The 17,302-nt window shown below is 68.3% G+C and carries 15 protein-coding genes; 7 read left to right on the forward strand and 8 right to left on the reverse strand.

All coding sequences use genetic code 11. The features are described 5' to 3' along the window. The first annotated feature begins 35 nt into the window (after nt 1-35). Entirely contained in the window at nt 36-755 is a 720-nt protein-coding gene (locus RI03_RS15105) for a class I SAM-dependent methyltransferase (RefSeq protein ID WP_010218327.1), read from the forward strand. Nucleotides 756-760: 5 nt separating this feature from the next. Here the strand turns inward: RI03_RS15105 and RI03_RS15110 are convergent, their stop codons facing one another. Then, a complete protein-coding gene (locus tag RI03_RS15110; RefSeq protein WP_010218329.1) occupies nt 761-1,165 on the reverse strand; it encodes a JAB domain-containing protein in 405 nt (134 codons plus the stop codon). A gap of 115 nt (nt 1,166-1,280) precedes the next feature. Here RI03_RS15110 and thyA point away from each other — a divergent pair, with 115 nt between their 5' ends. Beyond that, complete coding sequence (gene thyA / locus RI03_RS15115) at nt 1,281-2,177, forward strand: thymidylate synthase (protein WP_010218331.1); 897 nt, start codon at nt 1,281-1,283, stop codon at nt 2,175-2,177. Nucleotides 2,178-2,293: 116 nt separating this feature from the next. Beyond that, nucleotides 2,294-2,821: a c-type cytochrome gene (locus RI03_RS25380; RefSeq protein WP_037515400.1), complete on the forward strand. Its 528-nt coding sequence runs from the start codon at nt 2,294-2,296 to the stop codon at nt 2,819-2,821. A gap of 148 nt (nt 2,822-2,969) precedes the next feature. Here the strand turns inward: RI03_RS25380 and RI03_RS15125 are convergent, their stop codons facing one another. The 7 genes from RI03_RS15125 to RI03_RS15155 all read right to left on the reverse strand — a co-directional run bounded on the left by RI03_RS15125 (nt 2,970) and on the right by RI03_RS15155 (nt 9,625). Beyond that, on the reverse strand, nt 2,970-3,182 hold the full coding sequence (locus tag RI03_RS15125) for a hypothetical protein (protein WP_010218336.1): 213 nt from the start codon (nt 3,180-3,182) through the stop codon (nt 2,970-2,972). A gap of 56 nt (nt 3,183-3,238) precedes the next feature. Continuing rightward, nucleotides 3,239-3,742, reverse strand: coding sequence for a TspO/MBR family protein (locus RI03_RS15130; RefSeq protein ID WP_010218339.1), 504 nt, complete (start codon nt 3,740-3,742; stop codon nt 3,239-3,241). Then, on the reverse strand, nt 3,739-4,923 hold the full coding sequence (locus tag RI03_RS15135; protein WP_010218340.1) for a geranylgeranyl diphosphate reductase: 1,185 nt from the start codon (nt 4,921-4,923) through the stop codon (nt 3,739-3,741). The genes RI03_RS15130 and RI03_RS15135 overlap by 4 nt, the downstream gene beginning before the upstream one ends. After that, nucleotides 4,920-6,251, reverse strand: a complete 1,332-nt coding sequence (locus RI03_RS15140; protein WP_010218341.1) for a BCD family MFS transporter — start codon at nt 6,249-6,251, stop codon at nt 4,920-4,922. The genes RI03_RS15135 and RI03_RS15140 overlap by 4 nt, the downstream gene beginning before the upstream one ends. Beyond that, complete coding sequence (gene chlG, locus RI03_RS15145) at nt 6,248-7,165, reverse strand: chlorophyll synthase ChlG (protein WP_010162323.1); 918 nt, start codon at nt 7,163-7,165, stop codon at nt 6,248-6,250. Before chlG ends, RI03_RS15140 begins: the two co-directional genes overlap by 4 nt. A gap of 51 nt (nt 7,166-7,216) precedes the next feature. Beyond that, entirely contained in the window at nt 7,217-8,641 is a 1,425-nt protein-coding gene (gene ppsR / locus RI03_RS15150) for a transcriptional regulator PpsR (protein ID WP_010218343.1), read from the reverse strand. 69 nt (nt 8,642-8,710) lie between these two features. Next, nucleotides 8,711-9,625: a cobalamin B12-binding domain-containing protein gene (locus RI03_RS15155; RefSeq protein ID WP_010218344.1), complete on the reverse strand. Its 915-nt coding sequence runs from the start codon at nt 9,623-9,625 to the stop codon at nt 8,711-8,713. A 215-nt stretch (nt 9,626-9,840) separates the two neighbouring features. Here RI03_RS15155 and bchF point away from each other — a divergent pair, with 215 nt between their 5' ends. From bchF to RI03_RS15175, 4 genes are read left to right on the forward strand one after another with little or no spacing between them, the layout of a single operon-like run. Beyond that, nucleotides 9,841-10,371, forward strand: coding sequence for a 2-vinyl bacteriochlorophyllide hydratase (gene bchF, locus RI03_RS15160; RefSeq protein WP_010218345.1), 531 nt, complete (start codon nt 9,841-9,843; stop codon nt 10,369-10,371). Then, nucleotides 10,368-11,654, forward strand: a complete 1,287-nt coding sequence (locus RI03_RS15165) for a ferredoxin:protochlorophyllide reductase (ATP-dependent) subunit N (RefSeq protein WP_010218346.1) — start codon at nt 10,368-10,370, stop codon at nt 11,652-11,654. The genes bchF and RI03_RS15165 overlap by 4 nt, the downstream gene beginning before the upstream one ends. 40 nt (nt 11,655-11,694) lie before the next feature. After that, nucleotides 11,695-13,470 (forward strand): ferredoxin:protochlorophyllide reductase (ATP-dependent) subunit B, encoded by a 1,776-nt coding sequence (gene bchB, locus RI03_RS15170; RefSeq protein WP_010218348.1) that lies wholly within the window; start codon nt 11,695-11,697, stop codon nt 13,468-13,470. Next, nucleotides 13,460-17,299, forward strand: coding sequence for a magnesium chelatase subunit H (locus RI03_RS15175; RefSeq protein WP_010218349.1), 3,840 nt, complete (start codon nt 13,460-13,462; stop codon nt 17,297-17,299). The genes bchB and RI03_RS15175 overlap by 11 nt, the downstream gene beginning before the upstream one ends. Nucleotides 17,300-17,302: the final 3 nt, after the last annotated feature.

A 17,302-nucleotide genomic window follows, 5' to 3' on the forward strand; every position in this document is an offset into this window, starting at 1 on the left:
GACTGGGCCCCGGCCTTCGCCGGGGAAGCAGGACAATGACGATCTTCCGCCGCGTCACGCTGACCGCGTTCCTGCTCGTCTCCGCGTGCGACGGCGGCCCCGCGCGCGTCCCCGACCGGACCGAGAAGGCCGGCCCCTTCCCCGCCCCCGATCGCCCGGTCGCCCCCGTCGTCTCGTCGCGCTGGTCGACCGAGGAAGAACGCGACCGGCTCAACGAAGCGGGCGAAGTCATGGCCAAGGCCGGGATCAGGCGCGGGATGACCGTCGCGGATATCGGCGCGGGCGAAGGCTATTACACGATCCGCCTCGCCGCACGCGTCGGCAAGGACGGCCGCGTACTGGCGGAGGACATCATCCCCGCGGTCCGCGATACGCTCGCCCTGCGCGTCGCGCGCGAGCGGCTCGAATCGGTGAGCGTGCGGCTCGGCGCGCCCAACGATCCCAAGCTGCCCGACGCGAGTTTCGACCGCGTGGTGATGGTCCACATGTACCATGAGATCGAGCAGCCCTACGAATTCCTGTGGCGGATGCGCCCGTCGCTGCGCCCCGACGGGCTGGTCGTCGTGGTCGATGCCGACCGCGCGACGCAGAACCACGGCACCCCGCCGGCGTTGCTTAAGTGCGAGTTCGCCGCGGTCGGTTATGTCCAGGTCGGCACGTACGACATGCCCTCGGCGGGCGGCTATCTCGCGACCTTCCGCCCGCAGGGGCCGCGCCCCGAGCCGGGCGCGATCAAGCCGTGCCGGATCTCCTGACCGCGCTATAGCAGGCCGCGTGCGCGGAAACTGTCGCACCGTTCGCGCGCGAGTACGACATGCTCGACCAGCCGCACCCCGATCGCTTCGAGCGTCCGCGCGATCCGCCGGGTGAGCGCATAATCCGCGCGGCTTGGCGTCGGATCGCCGCTCGGATGGTTGTGCGCCATCGCGACCGCCACCGCATCGAACGCGATCACGTCCGCCACCACGTCGCGCAGCGATACCGTAAGCGCATCGACCGCGCCGCTCGACACGCACCGCACCCCGAGAACCCTCCATTCCGGATCAAGATAGGCAAAGATCGCAACCTCCTGCGCGGCATCGGCGATCGATGCGAAGTGCAGCCCGATCGATTCGAGGGCGCTGGCTTCGGACGACCTCGGAAAAGACGGCGGGATACGGGCCATTGCCACCGGTCGCGCATCCGCGGGCGGCAACCCAGCCGAGCTGCATCCGAAACGGCGTTGCCGCTGCCCGCGTGTTTCGCCATTAGCCCCTCTCGCGACGCGGTGGAGGAATGGCATGGCACGCTCGGAACATCAGTATCTCGATCTGCTCGCGCGCGTCCTCGACAAGGGCGATCCGCGGATGGACCGGACCGGAGTCGGCACCAAATCGCTGTTCGGCGAACTTTTGCGGTTCGACCTCAGCGGCGGGCAGGTTCCGATCCTCACCACCAAGCGGGTGTACTGGAAGACCGCGGTCAAGGAGATGCTGTGGTTCCTGACCGGCAAGACCAACATCCGCGACCTGTTGCGCGAGAACGTCCATATCTGGAGCGACTGGCCGCACGCCCGCTATCAACGCGAGACCGGCACCGATCTTTCGCTGGCCGAATTCGAGGCGCGCGTTCTGGAAGACGATGCGTTCGCGCAGGCGTGGGGGGATCTCGGCCCGGTCTATGGCAAGCAGTGGCGGCGCTGGGTCGATTCAGCGGGGACCGAGCACGACCAGATCGCGACGCTCGTCGAGACGCTGAAGACGAACCCGTCCAGCCGCCGGATGCTGTTCCATGCGTGGAACGTCGGCGAGCTCGACCAGATGGCACTGCCGCCCTGCCACATGGTCTACCAGTTTCACGTCAACAGCCGTAACGAGCTCAACTGCCTGATCTTTCAGCGGTCATGCGACCTCTTCCTGGGGGCGCCGTTCAATTTTACCGGCGGTGCCGCGCTCCTCGTGATGCTCGCGCAGCAGGCCGGACTGACGCCGGGCGAGCTCGTGTGGGTGGGCGGCGACGTCCATGTCTATCTGAACCATCAGGCACAGGTCCGCGAACAGATCGCGCGCATTCCCACCGCTTTCCCCACGCTCAAGCTGCTTCGCAAGCCCGACTCGATCGACGGCTATGGTATCAAGGATTTCGACGTGTCGGACTATACGCCGCATCTGCCGATCCAGGGCGACGTGGCGGTTTAAAGCACACTGCCCGCTGTCAATAATTCTGGACAGCCGTGCTTCGTTCGTGTGAGATATCGACCTGGGAGAAGCCGGAACGGACCAACAGGAGCAGGAACATGAAAGCACGATCGACGATGTCTATTGGGCGGGTGGGCCTTGCCCTCGCCTGCAGCGCCTTGATGCTGACCGCGTGTGGAAAGAAAGCTGAAACCGAAACCAGCAGCACGACGACGACGACCACCGCCAGCAATGCAACGGACACCGCCGCCGCTGCCCCAGCCAGCGCACCGGCCGCTGCCAAGGTCGCCGCCGACAATGTCGACACGGTCGCGGGCGTGAAATTTGCCGCCTTCACCGGGGATGCCAAGAAGGGCGAAGCGGACTTCATCACCTGCAAGACCTGCCACGCGATCGAGGCCGGCGTGAACAAGATCGGGCCATCGCTCCACGCGGTCGTCGGTCGCGCAGCGGGGAGCATTGCGGGCTACAGCTATTCCGCCGCGAACAAGAACAGCGGGATCACCTGGAGCGAGGAAAAGCTGTTCCAATATCTTGAAAACCCGCAGCGAGTCGTGCCCGGCACCAAGATGAGCTTCGCCGGCTGGCCGACCGACCCGCAGAAACGCGCCGACGTCATCGCCTATCTCAAGGCCAATTCGTAAGGCGAGGACGGGGCGGCGCTTCGCGGCATTTGCGTCGTCGTCGCCCGCGTTCATCGCCGGGTAGGTCTCTGTCCCGTTCGTTTCGTCCGCTGTCGAGCAACTGGCGCTGTGCCGGGTTTCTAGACACGGATCGAAACGGACGGGAGACCTATTTCGCCCGCCCCGGACCCCTGCGCATAAGATCGGCGAGATGCGCGGGGAAGGACGCGGCGAGGGCAAGCGCGATCCACCACCACGCCGCCCCCGTCAGCGCCGCGCGCAACGCCAGCATCATCAATGCACCCGGAAGCAACCGCAGCGCTGCGTCGCGCGCGGACCAGCCGTTGCGTCGTGTCAGAATGGCGAATTCCAGCAGCAGCACTGCAAGGACCAGGTCGACCGCATGCCCCTGCGCGAACAGCCAGGTCGGGATCGTCGTCAGCCGAACGGTCCGTTGAGCCGCACGATCATCATCGTCAGATAGCCTGCATAGGTCACCCAGGCGAGATAGGGGAGCAACAGCCACCCCGCGATCGTCGAGCGCGGCCACACGACCACGATCCACAACGCGATCGCGACCCACCAGCCTATCGCCGCCAGCGCGGCCCAGTCCGGGCGGTGGAACCGGAAGACCATCAGGCTCCACACGATGTTGAGGAAGCCGTTGAGCGCGAACAGCCCGACCATCCATTCCGCGCCCGACTGGTCGGGCATTGCGCGCCACCCCGTCACCGCGGCCAGCGCGGTGACCAGGTAGATCGCGGTCCACGCCAGACCGTAGCGCGATTCGGACAGCGCCCAGTCCGGCTGGGCGAGACCGCGATACCAGGGATCGAAGGTGGTGATCGTCGACCCCATCGCGATAACCCCGATTGCCGCGACCGCCGCCATCGCAATCGGCAACCCCCACGACCGGTGGAGCACGGGCGCGCGCATCTTCATGCCGGGGCCAGCCCGAACAGATGCCGCAGATCCTTGAGGAAGATGCGGACATGCGCGATCGGCTTGGCGCGGACCAGCCGCTTGTTCATATACGCGTCCCACGTCAGCCGCTGGACGTCGGGATCCTCGCAGATCTTGACGAAGCGTTCGCGCCGCTTGTCGCTCGAATACCAGAAATATTGCATGATCCCGAGGATCCAGAACACGCGCCCGTGCGCGCGCAGGAAGCGCTTGCGCGCCAGCCCGAGCGCGGACGCCTTGCCCGTGACGAGGAAGGCGGCAACCGCCTCGGCGGCATGGCGCCCCCCTGTCATCGCGTAATAGATCCCTTCGCCCGAGGCCGGCGCGACGACTCCGGCGGCGTCGCCCGCGACCACCACGTCGCGGCCATTGTCCCACCGCTTGAGCGGCTTGAGCGGGATTGGCGCGCCTTCGCGGCGGATCGTCGCGCAGCCGTCGAGCCCGGTCTGCGCGCGCAGCGCGGCGACCGAATCCCGCAACGCGAGTCCCTTGCGCGCGCTGCCCACGCCGATGCTCGCGGTGTCGCCATGTGGAAACACCCAGGCGTAGAAATCGGGCGAGTGTTTCCCCTGGTAGAAGACGTCGCACCGCGCGCGATCGAAGTCCGCGCCGCCCTCGGGGGGCGAGGCGATGATCTCGTGATAGGCGAAGACATAGCGCATCTTTTCAGCGCCCTTGAGTTCGCTCCGCGCAACGCCCGAGCGCGCGCCGTCCGCGCCGATCACCGCGCGCGCGGTCACGCGCTGTTCGGGGCCACCGCGGTCGCAACGATAGACCACCACCGCAGTCCCCGCTGCATCGCGCTCGATCCGTTCGAACGTCCCCGTCCGACGTTCCGCCCCCGCCAGCGCGGCGCGCGCGCGGAGCCATTCGTCGAACGTCTCGCGGTCGACCAGCCCGACGAACCCGTCGCCCACCGGCATGTCGACCGCCTTGGCGGAGGGCGCGACCATCCGCGCCATCGTCGCCTTGCCGACCAGCAGATGATCGGGAATCGCGAAGTCCGCGATCGCGCGTGGGGGAATCGCGCCGCCGCACGGCTTGATCCGTCCCGCGCGGTCGAGCAGCAGGACCTTGTGCCCGGCGCGCGCGAGATCGGTTGCGGCGGTCGCGCCGGACGGCCCTCCACCGACGACGATGCAATCGAAAGCAGCAGTCATAGCGTGACCTCCCGACCAAAATGTTCCGCCTGCGGTTGCGCGCGCAGCGCCAGTGCGGCGGCGCACAGGAACAGCAGCGCCTCCAGTGCAAAGACGAGCATGAAGCTCTCGGGCACCGACCCCGTCGCGCCGCGCATGCCGTCGACCGCGACCGCGCCGCCGAGCCCGCCCAGCCCGAACGCGACCGCCTGCGCGGCACCCCACACCCCCATTCGCAACCCGGCGTCAGCGCCCGGGGCCGCACCGGTCCCGCCCCCGGCAAGCGCCATCATCGCGCCGATCGCCGAGACCGCGAAGATGCCATTGGCAAAACCGAGCGCGAAGATGTTCGCCAGCACCGGCCAGCCCCGCCCGACCAGCGCCGCGAGCGCAAGCCCGGCCAGCGCGACCGCCGAGCCGACGCATCCACCGAAGATCCAGTGACGCAGCCCGGTTGCGGACTGCCCCCCGAACGCACTGCCCGCAAGCCCGGCCAGGATCATCCCCAGCAACACGCCGCCATGCTGGACGCTCGACACCTGCGTCGATTGGCCCGGCGTCAGCCCGAAGCGCAGACCGGTAAACGGCTCGAGGATGAGATCCTGCATCGAATAGGCCAGCATCGACAGGAAGACGAACACCGTGAACCGGCGCATGTCGCGGTCCGCCCAGATCGCGCCCAGCGCGACGCGAAACTGCGGAGCCGGCGCGCGCGCGCGATCCACCGGTGCCGCCGCGCCCCGCTCGATTCCCCAGATCCCGAGCGTTGCGACGAGGAAGGCGACGCCCGCCACCCCCGCGACGACCGCGACCAGCCGGACGAACGAGAACGGGTCGACCAGCGCGCCCGCCACCGCCGCCGACACCGCGATGCCGAACACCATCATGATCCACGTCACCGCGGCCGCCGCCGCGCGGCGCGCCGGCGCTACTCGCGTGGCGAGCAACGCGAGCAGCGACGTCCCCGCCGCACCGACTCCGGCACCGATCGCCGCGAAGGCGACGACCGCCAGCGCATAGCCCCACACGCTGCCCCCCGCGATGATCCCGAGCGCCCAGGTCGCAGCCAACGCGCCACCCGCCAGCAGCGCCATCCCGCCGATGATCCACGGCGTCCGGCGGTTGCCGCGGTCCGACCCGTGTCCCCAGGCCGGGCGCGAGAGCTGAACCGCATAATGCCATGCGACCAGCCCCGCCGGCACCGCGGCGGGAAGCGCATATTCGACCACCATCACGCGGTTGAGCAGCGACGTCGCCAGCATCACGATCGCCGCGATCGCGCTTTGCACCAGCCCGAGCCGGCCGATTCCGAGCCAGCCCAGCGGTTCGTCGGCCGGCGCGGGGTTCATAGCCCCAGCACCCTGCCGAGCCCGAAGGCCGAGGCGAGCATGCCGAGCACATACAGGCTCGTCCCCGTCGCATTGTACCACGGGGTCTGCCGCAGCGGATCGCGCAGCAGCCGCGGCATCAGCGCGAGCTGCCCCAGGAGCAACGCCGCGACCAGACCCGCGACCAGTGCATGCCCCCAGGTCGCGAGCAACCCGACGACGACGACCTGTGGAACCGCCATCACCACGCAGGCGATCCGCGCGGCGGGACCGACCCCGAGCGTCGCCGGGAGCGAGCGGATCCCCATCGCGCGGTCTCCGGCGACCGCCTTGAAATCGTTGAGCGTCATGATCCCGAACGCGCCCGCGCTGTAGAGCGCCAGGATCGCGAGCACGCGCCCCGGCGGCAAGGCGCCCGCCATCACGCTCGCGCCGGTAAACCAGGTCAGCCCTTCATAGGTCAACGCGACCGCGCCCGGCCCCCAGATCCCGCTGATCTTGAGGCGGAACGGCGGCGCGCTATAGGCCCAGGCGAAGACGAGGCCGACCGCGGTCGCGACCAGCACCCAGACCCCCGTCACCGTCGCGACGCCAAGCGCCAGCACGGTCCCGAACATCGCGATCCACAATCCCCAATGTCCGCCGATCCGCCCCGACGGGATCGGGCGGCCGGGTTCGTTGATCGCATCGACGTGCCGGTCGAACCAGTCGTTGACCGCCTGACTCGTCCCGCACACCAGCGGCCCGACCAACAATACGCCTGCGATCAGAAACGGCCAGCGGCTCGCCACGGGAATGCCCGACGATACGACGCCGCACAGGAAGGCCCAGATCGGCGGGAACCACGTGATCGGCTTGAGGAGTTCCGCAACGTCACGCAGCCGCGGGACGGGAATGGATGCCAGCGGATGAGTCGTCGCACGTGCCATGTCCATACGCTATTATGGACACGGCCAACCGTCAAACGGAATTGACACTCACGTCTGTCAGTTTTCGTCCGAAACGAGGTTCCCCAGTCCGTGCCGGTGGAGCTTCGAATACAGGCTCTGCCGACTGATCCCGAGAATCTCCGCCGCCGACGCGCGATTGTCCGACGTATAGGCGAGCGCCGCCTCGATGCAGAGCCGTTCGATCAGGTCGGTCGATTCGCGCACGATATCCTTGAGCGCCATCCGCCCGACCAGTTCGGTCAGTTGCTCGACCGAACGCGGCATGTCGCGCTCGGTGGTCGGTACGCTGCGGAGCCGGCGCGCGACGCTGCGGATCGTAAAGCCGTAACATTGCGAATCGCCGTGCGGCGCAACCACGCCCGAAATCTCGATTTCCTCGGGACTTCCCGCTGCGCCGCGCAGGATCGTGGCGACGTTTCGTACCGCGCCATGCTCGCGCAACTGGCCCAGGATCAGTTCGAGGTCGATCCCCGGCCGCCCGAGCCACGTTGCGAGCGGCGCGCCCACCACGCGCGCGACCGAGGCTACCCCCGACAGCTCGACGAAGGCGGCATTGGCGAACAGGATATCGAGCGCGCCGTCGACCAGCACGAACGCATCGGGCATGTGCTCGATCACGTCCCCGATCGGCGCATCAAAGCCGCCGGTCTCGCGCACCGGCGCGCTCGGGAGCAGGCGGACCAGCAGCAACGCGGCGCGCCCCTGGCGGAACAGCCGTGCCGACATCGCGACCTCATGCCCGCTCGCCAGCCGCACCGACAGCGCGGGCAGATCGTCGCTCGCGCTCGCCGCGCCGAGATGCGCGATCAGCTCCTCGCGGTCGGCCGGGTCGACGATCGTCGCGACCGGCTGGTCGGTGAACGCGCCGTCCTTGCCGCCGATCAGCCGCGTCGCCGCCGGGTTGATCTCGCGGATTCGCCGGGTCGCCGCGTCGATGATCAGCACCGGTTCGGTGCCAAGGTCGAACAGCAGGCGATAGCGCGCCTCGGCCTGGCGCAGCCGAATATAATCGCGTTCGAGCGATTGCTGCGTCTGCAGCAGACGCTGCTGGACCGCCGCCGCCGCGCGCATGTCGCGCCCGATCGCAATCGCGCCGCCCTGCCCCAGCCGCATCACGAGATAGCGCACCGGCACGTCGCCGCTTGCGGTCGGATGATTGATCTGCCGCCACCGGGCGGGTTCGCCGCCATCGATATCGGCGAGCATCTGCTTGATCTTGGGGTTGCTTTCGCCTGTCGCGACGTCGATCCAGCGCTGGCCGACCCAGTCGGCGAACCCGTGCGCCGCGAGATCGACATTGGTGATCGCGATGTCGCGGATGACGCCATCCGCGTCGATCACCAGCGTGATATCGCCCGCCGATGCGAGCAGAGCGGCGGCAACGTCAGGCGCAAGCCCGCCCGCAACCGCGGCAGGGTTGGAAAAGGCATGGGGTGCAAGAAGGCTGGGACGATCGTTCATCGACGAACAACTTGCTCCTGAAACTAGGTGTCGCCTGGCCCCAACCGTGCCCGCGAGACCCGGTCGGGATCAACCGGTCATGGCCGAAACCGCCTCCCGCGCCACCGCATCGACCAGTGCCCCGGCAACCTGAATCGCGGCGCGTGCATCGGGCGCTGTCCCGTCCGCACCCACCGCAGCGGCGAGATCCGCATTTTCGGCGAACACCCGCCCGCCGACCATCACACAAATCCGGGGATTCCTGGATGACGCCCGCACGGCGCGGACGATCGAAGGCAGGGGCGCGATATGGCAGTCGCAGGTGATCGTCAATCCAAGCAGATCAAACGATTCATCGCGGACCCGCGCCATCAGCTCCTCGCCGGTCGCTTCGTTGAGGCGATCGGTCAACCATCCATTCGCACAGAACATTTCATCGATCACCACCGTGCCGAAGCTGTGGCTGTCCCCGACGAGCGAGGCGAACAGCGCGCGCCGGAGATTGCCGTCACCCCGATGGTCTCCAGATGCGCGGCCCGACAGCTCGTGGACGACTTCCTGCAACCGCCACAATCCCATCGTCACGTCGATGAAGTCGCAGCGATCATCGTCCCACAACGCCCCGAGATGCCGCGCGGCGGGCGCAAGCAGGTCCACCAGCACCGTATCGAACGACACCCCGCGCGCGACCAGCCCCTCGACATGCTGCAGCAACTCGTCCGCCTCGACCTGGAGCGCGAGCGGCGCGAAGGCCGCGACTTCCGCCGCGGAAATCTTCGTGGCGTGATCGACCGGGTCCGACGCCTGCGGTGCAGCGGCATGCGCGACCAGCAGACGCGGGATGATCTCGCGTTCTATCAACCGGCTCAGCGATTGCGCCTGATCGTCGATCGCGCTCCGCCTGGCTTTCAGGGGCGCGATACCGCGTTGATCGCGCATCGCATCGGGATCGGGCCAGATCCCGCTGTTTCGAAAGTAATGGTCGATTCCGGTAAGCGAAGTCATCCTGACCCCCTCCGGTCTGGTTTAACCTGCAATCAACGGTCGGGCACGCCATCTTTGACTGGCCCGGCGACTCGCATCGTATGCCTGTCGTAACGGCCTTGCAACGGACAAACGTCGCTGCGCTGCGGCATGTGTAATATTATTTGGACGTCAAACTCTGTTGACACTTGATCCGGTCTCCCCTTAGTTTCGATCGGGAGAGGCGGATCAGAACCATGTGGTCAGGCAACCCAGTTCTCGAACAGCAGACACGGCGAACCGCCGTGCCCCCCCTTTATACCCCCGAGCAGAAGCTGCGGCGCGACTCGACCGTGTGGACCATCGTCCAGGGCGTGCTTGCCCCGCTGCAATTCGCGATCTTCGTGGTGAGCGCGGTGCTGGTTGTCCGCTATCTGCTGACCGGCGAGGGCGCGGTCGCCGCGACGGTCTCGATCGTGGTCAAGACGATCGCGCTGTACATGATCATGGTCACCGGCTCGATCTGGGAAAAGGTGGTGTTCGACCGCTGGCTGTTTGCGGACGCCTTCTTCTGGGAAGACGTCTTCAGCTTCCTCGTGCTCGCGCTGCATACCGCCTATCTGGTGATGCTGGTGGGCGGTCTGGGGACCGAGCGTGGCCGGATGCTGCTCGCGCTGGCGGCCTATGCGACCTATGCGATCAACGCGACGCAGTTCCTGTTGAAATTGCGCGCCGCGCGGCTGCAGGAAGCGGCCGAGTCGGCACAGCGCCGCGCGGTGGCGGCATGAGCGCGCTGCTGCCCCTGACGATGCCCGACTGCGCGCCGGTGCGCGGGCCGGTCCTGCGCGAACGCGGGCAGCGCGAGGTGTTCTGCGGGCTGACCGGGATCATCTGGCTGCATCGCAAGGTGCAGGATGCGTTCTTCCTCGTCGTCGGTTCGCGCACCTGCGCGCATCTGCTGCAATCCGCGGCGGGGGTGATGGTGTTTGCCGAGCCACGTTTCGCGACCGCGATCATCGAAGAGCGCGACCTCGCGGGGATGGTCGATTGCAACGCCGAGCTCGATCGGGTGGTGGACCGATTGCTGGCGCGACGGCCGGACATCAAACTGCTGTTCCTCGTCGGCTCGTGCCCGTCCGAGGTGATCAAGCTCGATCTGTCGCGCGCCGCGCAACGGTTGTCGGCGAAGCATGCGGGGGCAACCCGGGTGCTCAACTATTCCGGGAGCGGGATCGAGACGACCTTTACCGAGGGCGAGGACGCCTGCCTCGCGGCGCTGGTGCCCGAGCTTGCCGCGACCGCGCCGGGGGCGGCACCCGAGCTGATGATCGTCGGCGCGCTCCCTGACGTGGTGGAGGACCAGTTCCTGCGGCTGTTCGCGCAGCTGGGAATCGAGACGGTCCGCAGCTTTCCCGCGCGGCGCGCGGGCGCGATGCCGCCGGTCGGGCCGAACACGCGCTTTCTGCTCGCGCAGCCGTTCCTGGGGGAGACGGCGCGCGCGCTTGAGGATCGCGGCGCGGTGCGGCTCGATGCGCTGTTCCCGTTCGGGGCGGAGGGGACGAGCAACTGGCTGCATGCCGCCGCGGTCGCGTTCGGGGTGGACGCAATGCACTTCCGCGCGGTGATCGCGCCCGGCCGCGAGCGCGCCAAGCGTGCGATCGCGCATGCGCGGGACCGGCTCGAGGGGAAGCGCATCTTCTTCCTCCCCGATTCCCAACTGGAACTCCCGCTTGCGCGCTTCCTCGCGCAGGAGCTCGGCATGGTGCCGCTCGAAGTCGGCACGCCGTATCTCCACCGCGCGCACATGGCGCAGGAACTCGCGTTGCTCCCCGCCGGGACGGTGATCAGCGAGGGGCAGGACGTCGACCGCCAGCTCGACCGGGTGCGCGCGGCGCGGCCCGATCTCACCGTCTGCGGGCTGGGGCTCGCCAATCCGCTCGAGGCGGAAGGGCTGACGACCAAATGGGCGATCGAACTGGTGTTCTCGCCGATCCACGGCTTCGACCAGGCAGGCGACCTCGCCGACCTGTTCGCGCGCCCGCTGCGGCGGCGCGACGTGTTGAAGGTATGATGGCCGTGCCCGCGCTCGCTTCGCTCCATCGGTGGCTGCCATGCAGTTGACCGTCTGGACCTATGAAGGCCCGCCGCATGTCGGCGCGATGCGGATCGCGACCGCGATGGAGGGCGTGCATTATGTGCTCCACGCGCCGCAGGGCGACACGTACGCCGACCTGCTGTTCACGATGATCGAACGCCGCGGCAAGCGCCCGCCGGTGACCTACACCACCTTTCAGGCGCGCGACCTCGGCAAGGATACCGCTGCCTTGTTCCAGACCGCGGTGCGCGACGCGGTCGACCGGTTCGCGCCGCAGGCGCTGCTGGTGGGGGCTTCCTGCACCGCGGAGCTGATCCAGGACGATCCGGCGGGGCTGGCGTCGGCGTTGCGGCTGCCGATTCCTGTGATCGCGCTCGAGCTGCCGAGCTATCAGCGCAAGGAGCATTGGGGCGCGGCGGAGACGTTTTACCAACTGGTGCGCGCGCTGTGTTCGGGCGCGGGCGGCACCACAACCGCCGCTTCCCCAAGCCCTGGTTCTTCCCCGGCGCAGGCCGGGGCCCAGGAGCGGGACGCTGGAATCGACGCGCAGTCCTCGCTTAAAATCGACATCGCTACTGGGCCCCGGCCTTCGCCGGGGAAGGAGAAGGGGGCAAAGCGCCCTTCCGCCAACATCCTCGGCCCGACTGCGCTTGGCTTCCGGCACCGCGACGACGTGGTCGAGATCACCCGGCTGCTTGAAACGCTCGGGATCGGCGTCAACGTCGTCGCTCCTTTGGGCGCGACGCCCGCCGATCTCGCGCGGCTGCCCGAGGCCGATTTCAACATCAGCCTCTATCCCGAGATTGCCGACACCGCGTGCCGCTGGCTCGAGCGGACCTATGGGCAGAAGACCATCCGCACCGTCCCGATCGGGCACGGCGCGACGCGCGACTTCATCGCCGAGGTCGCCGCGCTCGCCGGTGTCGACCCCGCCGCCGCGCTCGATACGTCGCGGCTGCCGTGGTGGAGCCGGTCGGTCGATTCGACCTACCTCACCGGCAAGCGCGTCTTCATCTTCGGCGATGCGACTCATGCGGTCGCCGCCGCACGGGTGGCGCGCGACGAGTTCGGGTTCGAGGTGGTCGGGCTCGGCTGCTACAATCGCGAATTCGCCCGCGAGATCCGCACCGCCGCGCTGCTGTACGGGCTCGAGCCGCTGATCACCGACGATTATCTCGAGGTCGAGGACGCGATCGCGCGGCTTCAGCCCGAGCTGGTGCTCGGCACGCAGATGGAACGGCACATCGCCAAGCGACTGCGGATTCCGTGCGCGGTGATCTCGGCACCGGTCCACGTCCAGGATTTCCCCGCGCGCTACAGCCCGCAAATGGGGTTCGAGGGCGCGAACGTGCTGTTCGACACCTGGGTCCATCCGCTGGTGATGGGGCTGGAGGAACATCTGCTGACGATGTTCCGCGACGATTTCGAGTTTTCGGACCATGCCGGGGCGAGCCATCTTGGGCATGGATCAGCGCCAATCCTCCCCCGGGAACCGGGGGAGGGGGACCGTGAGCATTCAGCGAACGGTGGAGGGGGAACAACCGCGGTTGTTTCGCCCAGCACCAGCCCCCTCCACCACTCGGCTGAAGAAGCCGAGCGGTCCCCCTCCCCCGCTGAAGCGGGGGAGGAGCAGAAGGGATGGTCCCCCGAAGCCGAGCGCGAGCTTCTGAAGATCCCGTTTTTCGTGCGCGGCAAGGCGCGGCGCAACACCGAACGCTATGCCGCGGAGCAAGGCATCGCCGCAATCACGCTCGACACGCTCTATGACGCAAAGGCGCATTATGCCCGCTAGCGCACCCCTGCCCGCCCCGCACGCGAACCCCGCCGTCCGCGTGGTGATCGTGACGCTCGACAACCATTTGTCGGGCGCCGTGCAGCGCGCGCAGGTGCGGCTCGCCCGGGAGAATCCTGGCATCTCGATCGGCTTCCACGCCGCCGCGGACTGGGACGAGAACCCCGCGAGCCTCGACTCCGCGCGCGCCGACATCGCGCGCGGGGACGTGGTGCTGGTGACGATGCTGTTCCTCGAGGATCATATCCGCGCGGTGCTGCCGCAGCTGCAGGCGCGGCGCGACGCCTGCGACGCGATGGTCGGGCTGATGTCGGCGGGCGACGTTGTCAAGCTCACGCGGATGGGCGACTATCGCATGGACAAGCCCGCCTCAGGCATGCTCGCGCTGATCAAGAAGATGCGCGGCACCAACAAAGGCGGCGCAAGCTCGGGCGCGGGGCAGATGGCGGTGCTGCGGCGGCTGCCCAAATTGCTCCGGTTCGTCCCCGGCACCGCGCAGGACGTGCGCGCCTATTTCCTCACGATGCAATATTGGCTCGCGGCGTCGGACGACAATGTCGTCGACATGGTCCGCACGCTGGTCGATCGCTACGCCGCCGGACCGCGGCTCGGCTTGCGCGGCACGATGAAGGCGCATGCCCCGCGCGACTACCCCGAGGTCGGCGTCTATCCCCCTGCGCTACCCGACCGGATCGCCGCCACCGCGACCGAACTTCCGCGCCGGCGCGGGGCGAAGGGGACGGTCGGGCTGCTGATGCTGCGCTCCTACGTGCTGGCGAACGATGCGGGCCATTATGACGGGGTGATCGCCGCGATGGAGGCGCGCGGGCTCGACGTGATCCCGGCGTTCGCGGGCGGGCTCGACGGGCGACCCGCGATCGAGGCGCTGTTCCTGCGCGACGGGGTTGCGACCGTGGACGCAGTGGTCAACCTCACCGGGTTCAGCCTGGTCGGCGGGCCCGCCTATAACGACGCCGCCGCCGCCGAGGCGATCCTGGCGACGCTCGACCGGCCGTATATCGCCGCGCATCCGGTCGAATTCCAGACGTTGCAGGCGTGGGGCGCGAACCGGCAGGGGCTGCTCCCGCTTGAATCGACGATGATGATCGCGATCCCCGAGCTTGACGGCGGCACCGTGCCGATGGTGTTCGGCGGGCGCTCGGACGGGTCCGACACGCCGTGCACCGGCTGCACGCGGGGGTGCGTCTTTCCGCCAGCGAGCGAAGTCCGCGCGATGCAGACGTGCAGCGAGCGCGCGGAGATGCTCGCCGCGCGGGTTGCAAATCTGATCGCGCTGCGCCGCGCGGAGAATGCCGAGAAGCGCGTCGCGATCGTACTGTTCAACTTCCCGCCCAACGCGGGCGCTGCGGGGACCGCGCAATTCCTCAGCGTGTTCGCCTCGCTCCACGCGACGCTGCAGCGGCTGGCGCGCGAAGGGTATCGGGTCGACGTGCCCGCCGATGTCGATGCGGTGCGCGAGGCGATCCTCGGCGGCAATGCCGCGCGCTTCGGGACCGAGGCGAACGTCCATGCACGGGTGAGCGCGGATACGATCGTCGCGCGCGAGACGTGGCTCGCCGAGATCGAGGCAAGCTGGGGGGCGGCACCGGGCAAGCTGCAATCGGACGGCACCTCGGTACAGATCCTCGGGCGGCAGTTCGGCAATGTCTTCGTCGGGTTGCAGCCTGCGCTCGGCTATGAGGGCGATCCGATGCGGTTGCTGTTCGCGGGACGGTTCGCGCCGACGCACGCCTTCGCCGCCTTCTACCGCTGGCTGCGCGAGGATTTCCGCGCGCATGCCGTGCTGCATTTCGGGACGCACGGCAGCCTCGAGTTCATGCCGGGCAAGCAGAGTGGGCTCAGCGCGAGCTGCTGGCCCGACCGGCTGATCGGCGATCTGCCCAACATCTATCTGTATGCGGCGAACAATCCGTCCGAGGGCGTGCTCGCGAAGCGACGGTCGGGGGCGACTTTGGTGTCGTATCTGACGCCCGCGCTGACAAACGCAGGCGTCTACAAGGGGCTCGCCGCGCTCAAGGCGTCGGTCGAGCGGTGGCGCGTGGCGGAACCGGGGAGCGACGAGGCGCGCGATCTGGCGGAGCTGATCCGCGATCAGGCGGGCGACCTGGATCTGATGGGTGCGCCTGCGCGGTTCCCATCCGACCGTCACTCCGGCCCCGTGCCGGGGTCCACCGGGCAGGCATCTCCGCGGCCTGGGGACTCGAACGACGGTGGACCCCGGGACAAGCCCGGGGTGACGATAGACAGCGCGGACGGCTCCAATATCCGAGCGAACGCGTGGATCGCGGACCTTGCCGCGAGACTGTACGAAATCGAACGCGAACTCATCCCGCAGGGCCTCCACGTCGCGGGCGAGGCGGCGACTCGCGAGGAGCGGATGGCGATGATCGCGGCGTCCTCCGATGCGCGTGGGGAGAAGCTGGCGCAGGATGTCATCGTCGCGCTGGTCGATGGCGCGCTCACGCCCGACACGCCATTGTTGAAGGACATGGCCGCGCTCGATCGCGCGCTGTCGAGCAATGGCGAGATCGACGGCATCGTCGCCGCGCTCGACGGGCGGTATATCCATCCGGTCACAGGCGGCGACCTGCTGCGCAGCCCCGAGATCCTGCCGACCGGGCGCAATATCCACGGTTTCGACCCGTTCCGCATCCCCTCCGCCTATGCGGTCCGCGACGGCGCGGCGCAGGCGCAACGCCTGATCGACCGCAGCCTCGCCGATTCGGGGCATTTGCCCGAGACGGTGGCGATGGTGCTGTGGGGCACCGACAATCTCAAGAGCGAGGGCGCGCAGATCGCGCAGGCGCTCGCGCTGCTCGGCGCGCGCCCGCGGTTCGACAGCTATAACCGGCTGGCGGGGGCGGAGCTCGTCTCGCTGGAAGAGCTTGGGCGGCCGCGGATCGACGTGGTCGTCACGCTGTCGGGGGTGTTCCGCGACCTGCTGCCGCTCCAGACGCGGATGCTCGCGCAGGCAGCCTTGCTCGCGGCGGAGGCGGACGAGCCGGATGCGCAGAATTTCGTCCGTCGCCATGCGCGCGCGCACGCCGCCGCGCACGGATGCGACCTCGAGACCGCGGCGCTCCGCGTCTTCTCCAACGCCGAGGGCGCGTACGGCGCCAACGTCAATCTGATGATCGACACGGGCGCGTGGACCGACCCCGACGAACTCGCCGACAGCTTCGAGCGGCAGAAGGGGTTTGCCTACGGGGTGAAGGGCGCGCCGGTACGGCAGGCGGAAGTGCTCAAGGCCGCGCTGCAAACCGTGGATTGCGCCTATCAGAACCTCGAGAGCGTCGAGCTCGGCATCACCAGCATCGATCAATATGTCGATACGCTCGGCGGGATCAGCCGCGCCGTCACGCGCGCCAAGGGCACCGCCGCGCCGGTCTATATCGGCGACCAGACGCAAGGCGCTGGCAAGGTCCGCAGCTTGCAGGAACAGGTCGCGCTCGAAACGCGGACTCGCGTGCTCAACCCGGTGTGGACCGAGGGGCTGCTGCGCCACGGCTATGAAGGCGTCCGCCAGATCGAGGGCAGCGTCACCACCACGATGGGCTGGTCGGCAACGACCGGCGAGGTCGACCCCTGGGTCTATCAGCGAATCAGCGAGACCTATGTGCTCGACGCCGCGATGCGCGAACGAATCGCCGCGCTCAACCCCAAGGCCTCCGCGCGAGTCGCCAACCGCCTGATCGAGGCGAGCGAGCGCCACTATTGGTCCCCCGACGCGGCGACGCTCGCCGCACTCCATGCCGCCAGCGATGAACTCGAGGATCGTCTCGAGGGCATCGTCGCGGTGGCGGCTTGAAGG

It is taken from the genome of Sphingomonas sp. PAMC 26621 (assembly GCF_000251145.1).
Classification (GTDB): Bacteria; Pseudomonadota; Alphaproteobacteria; order Sphingomonadales; family Sphingomonadaceae; genus Sphingomonas.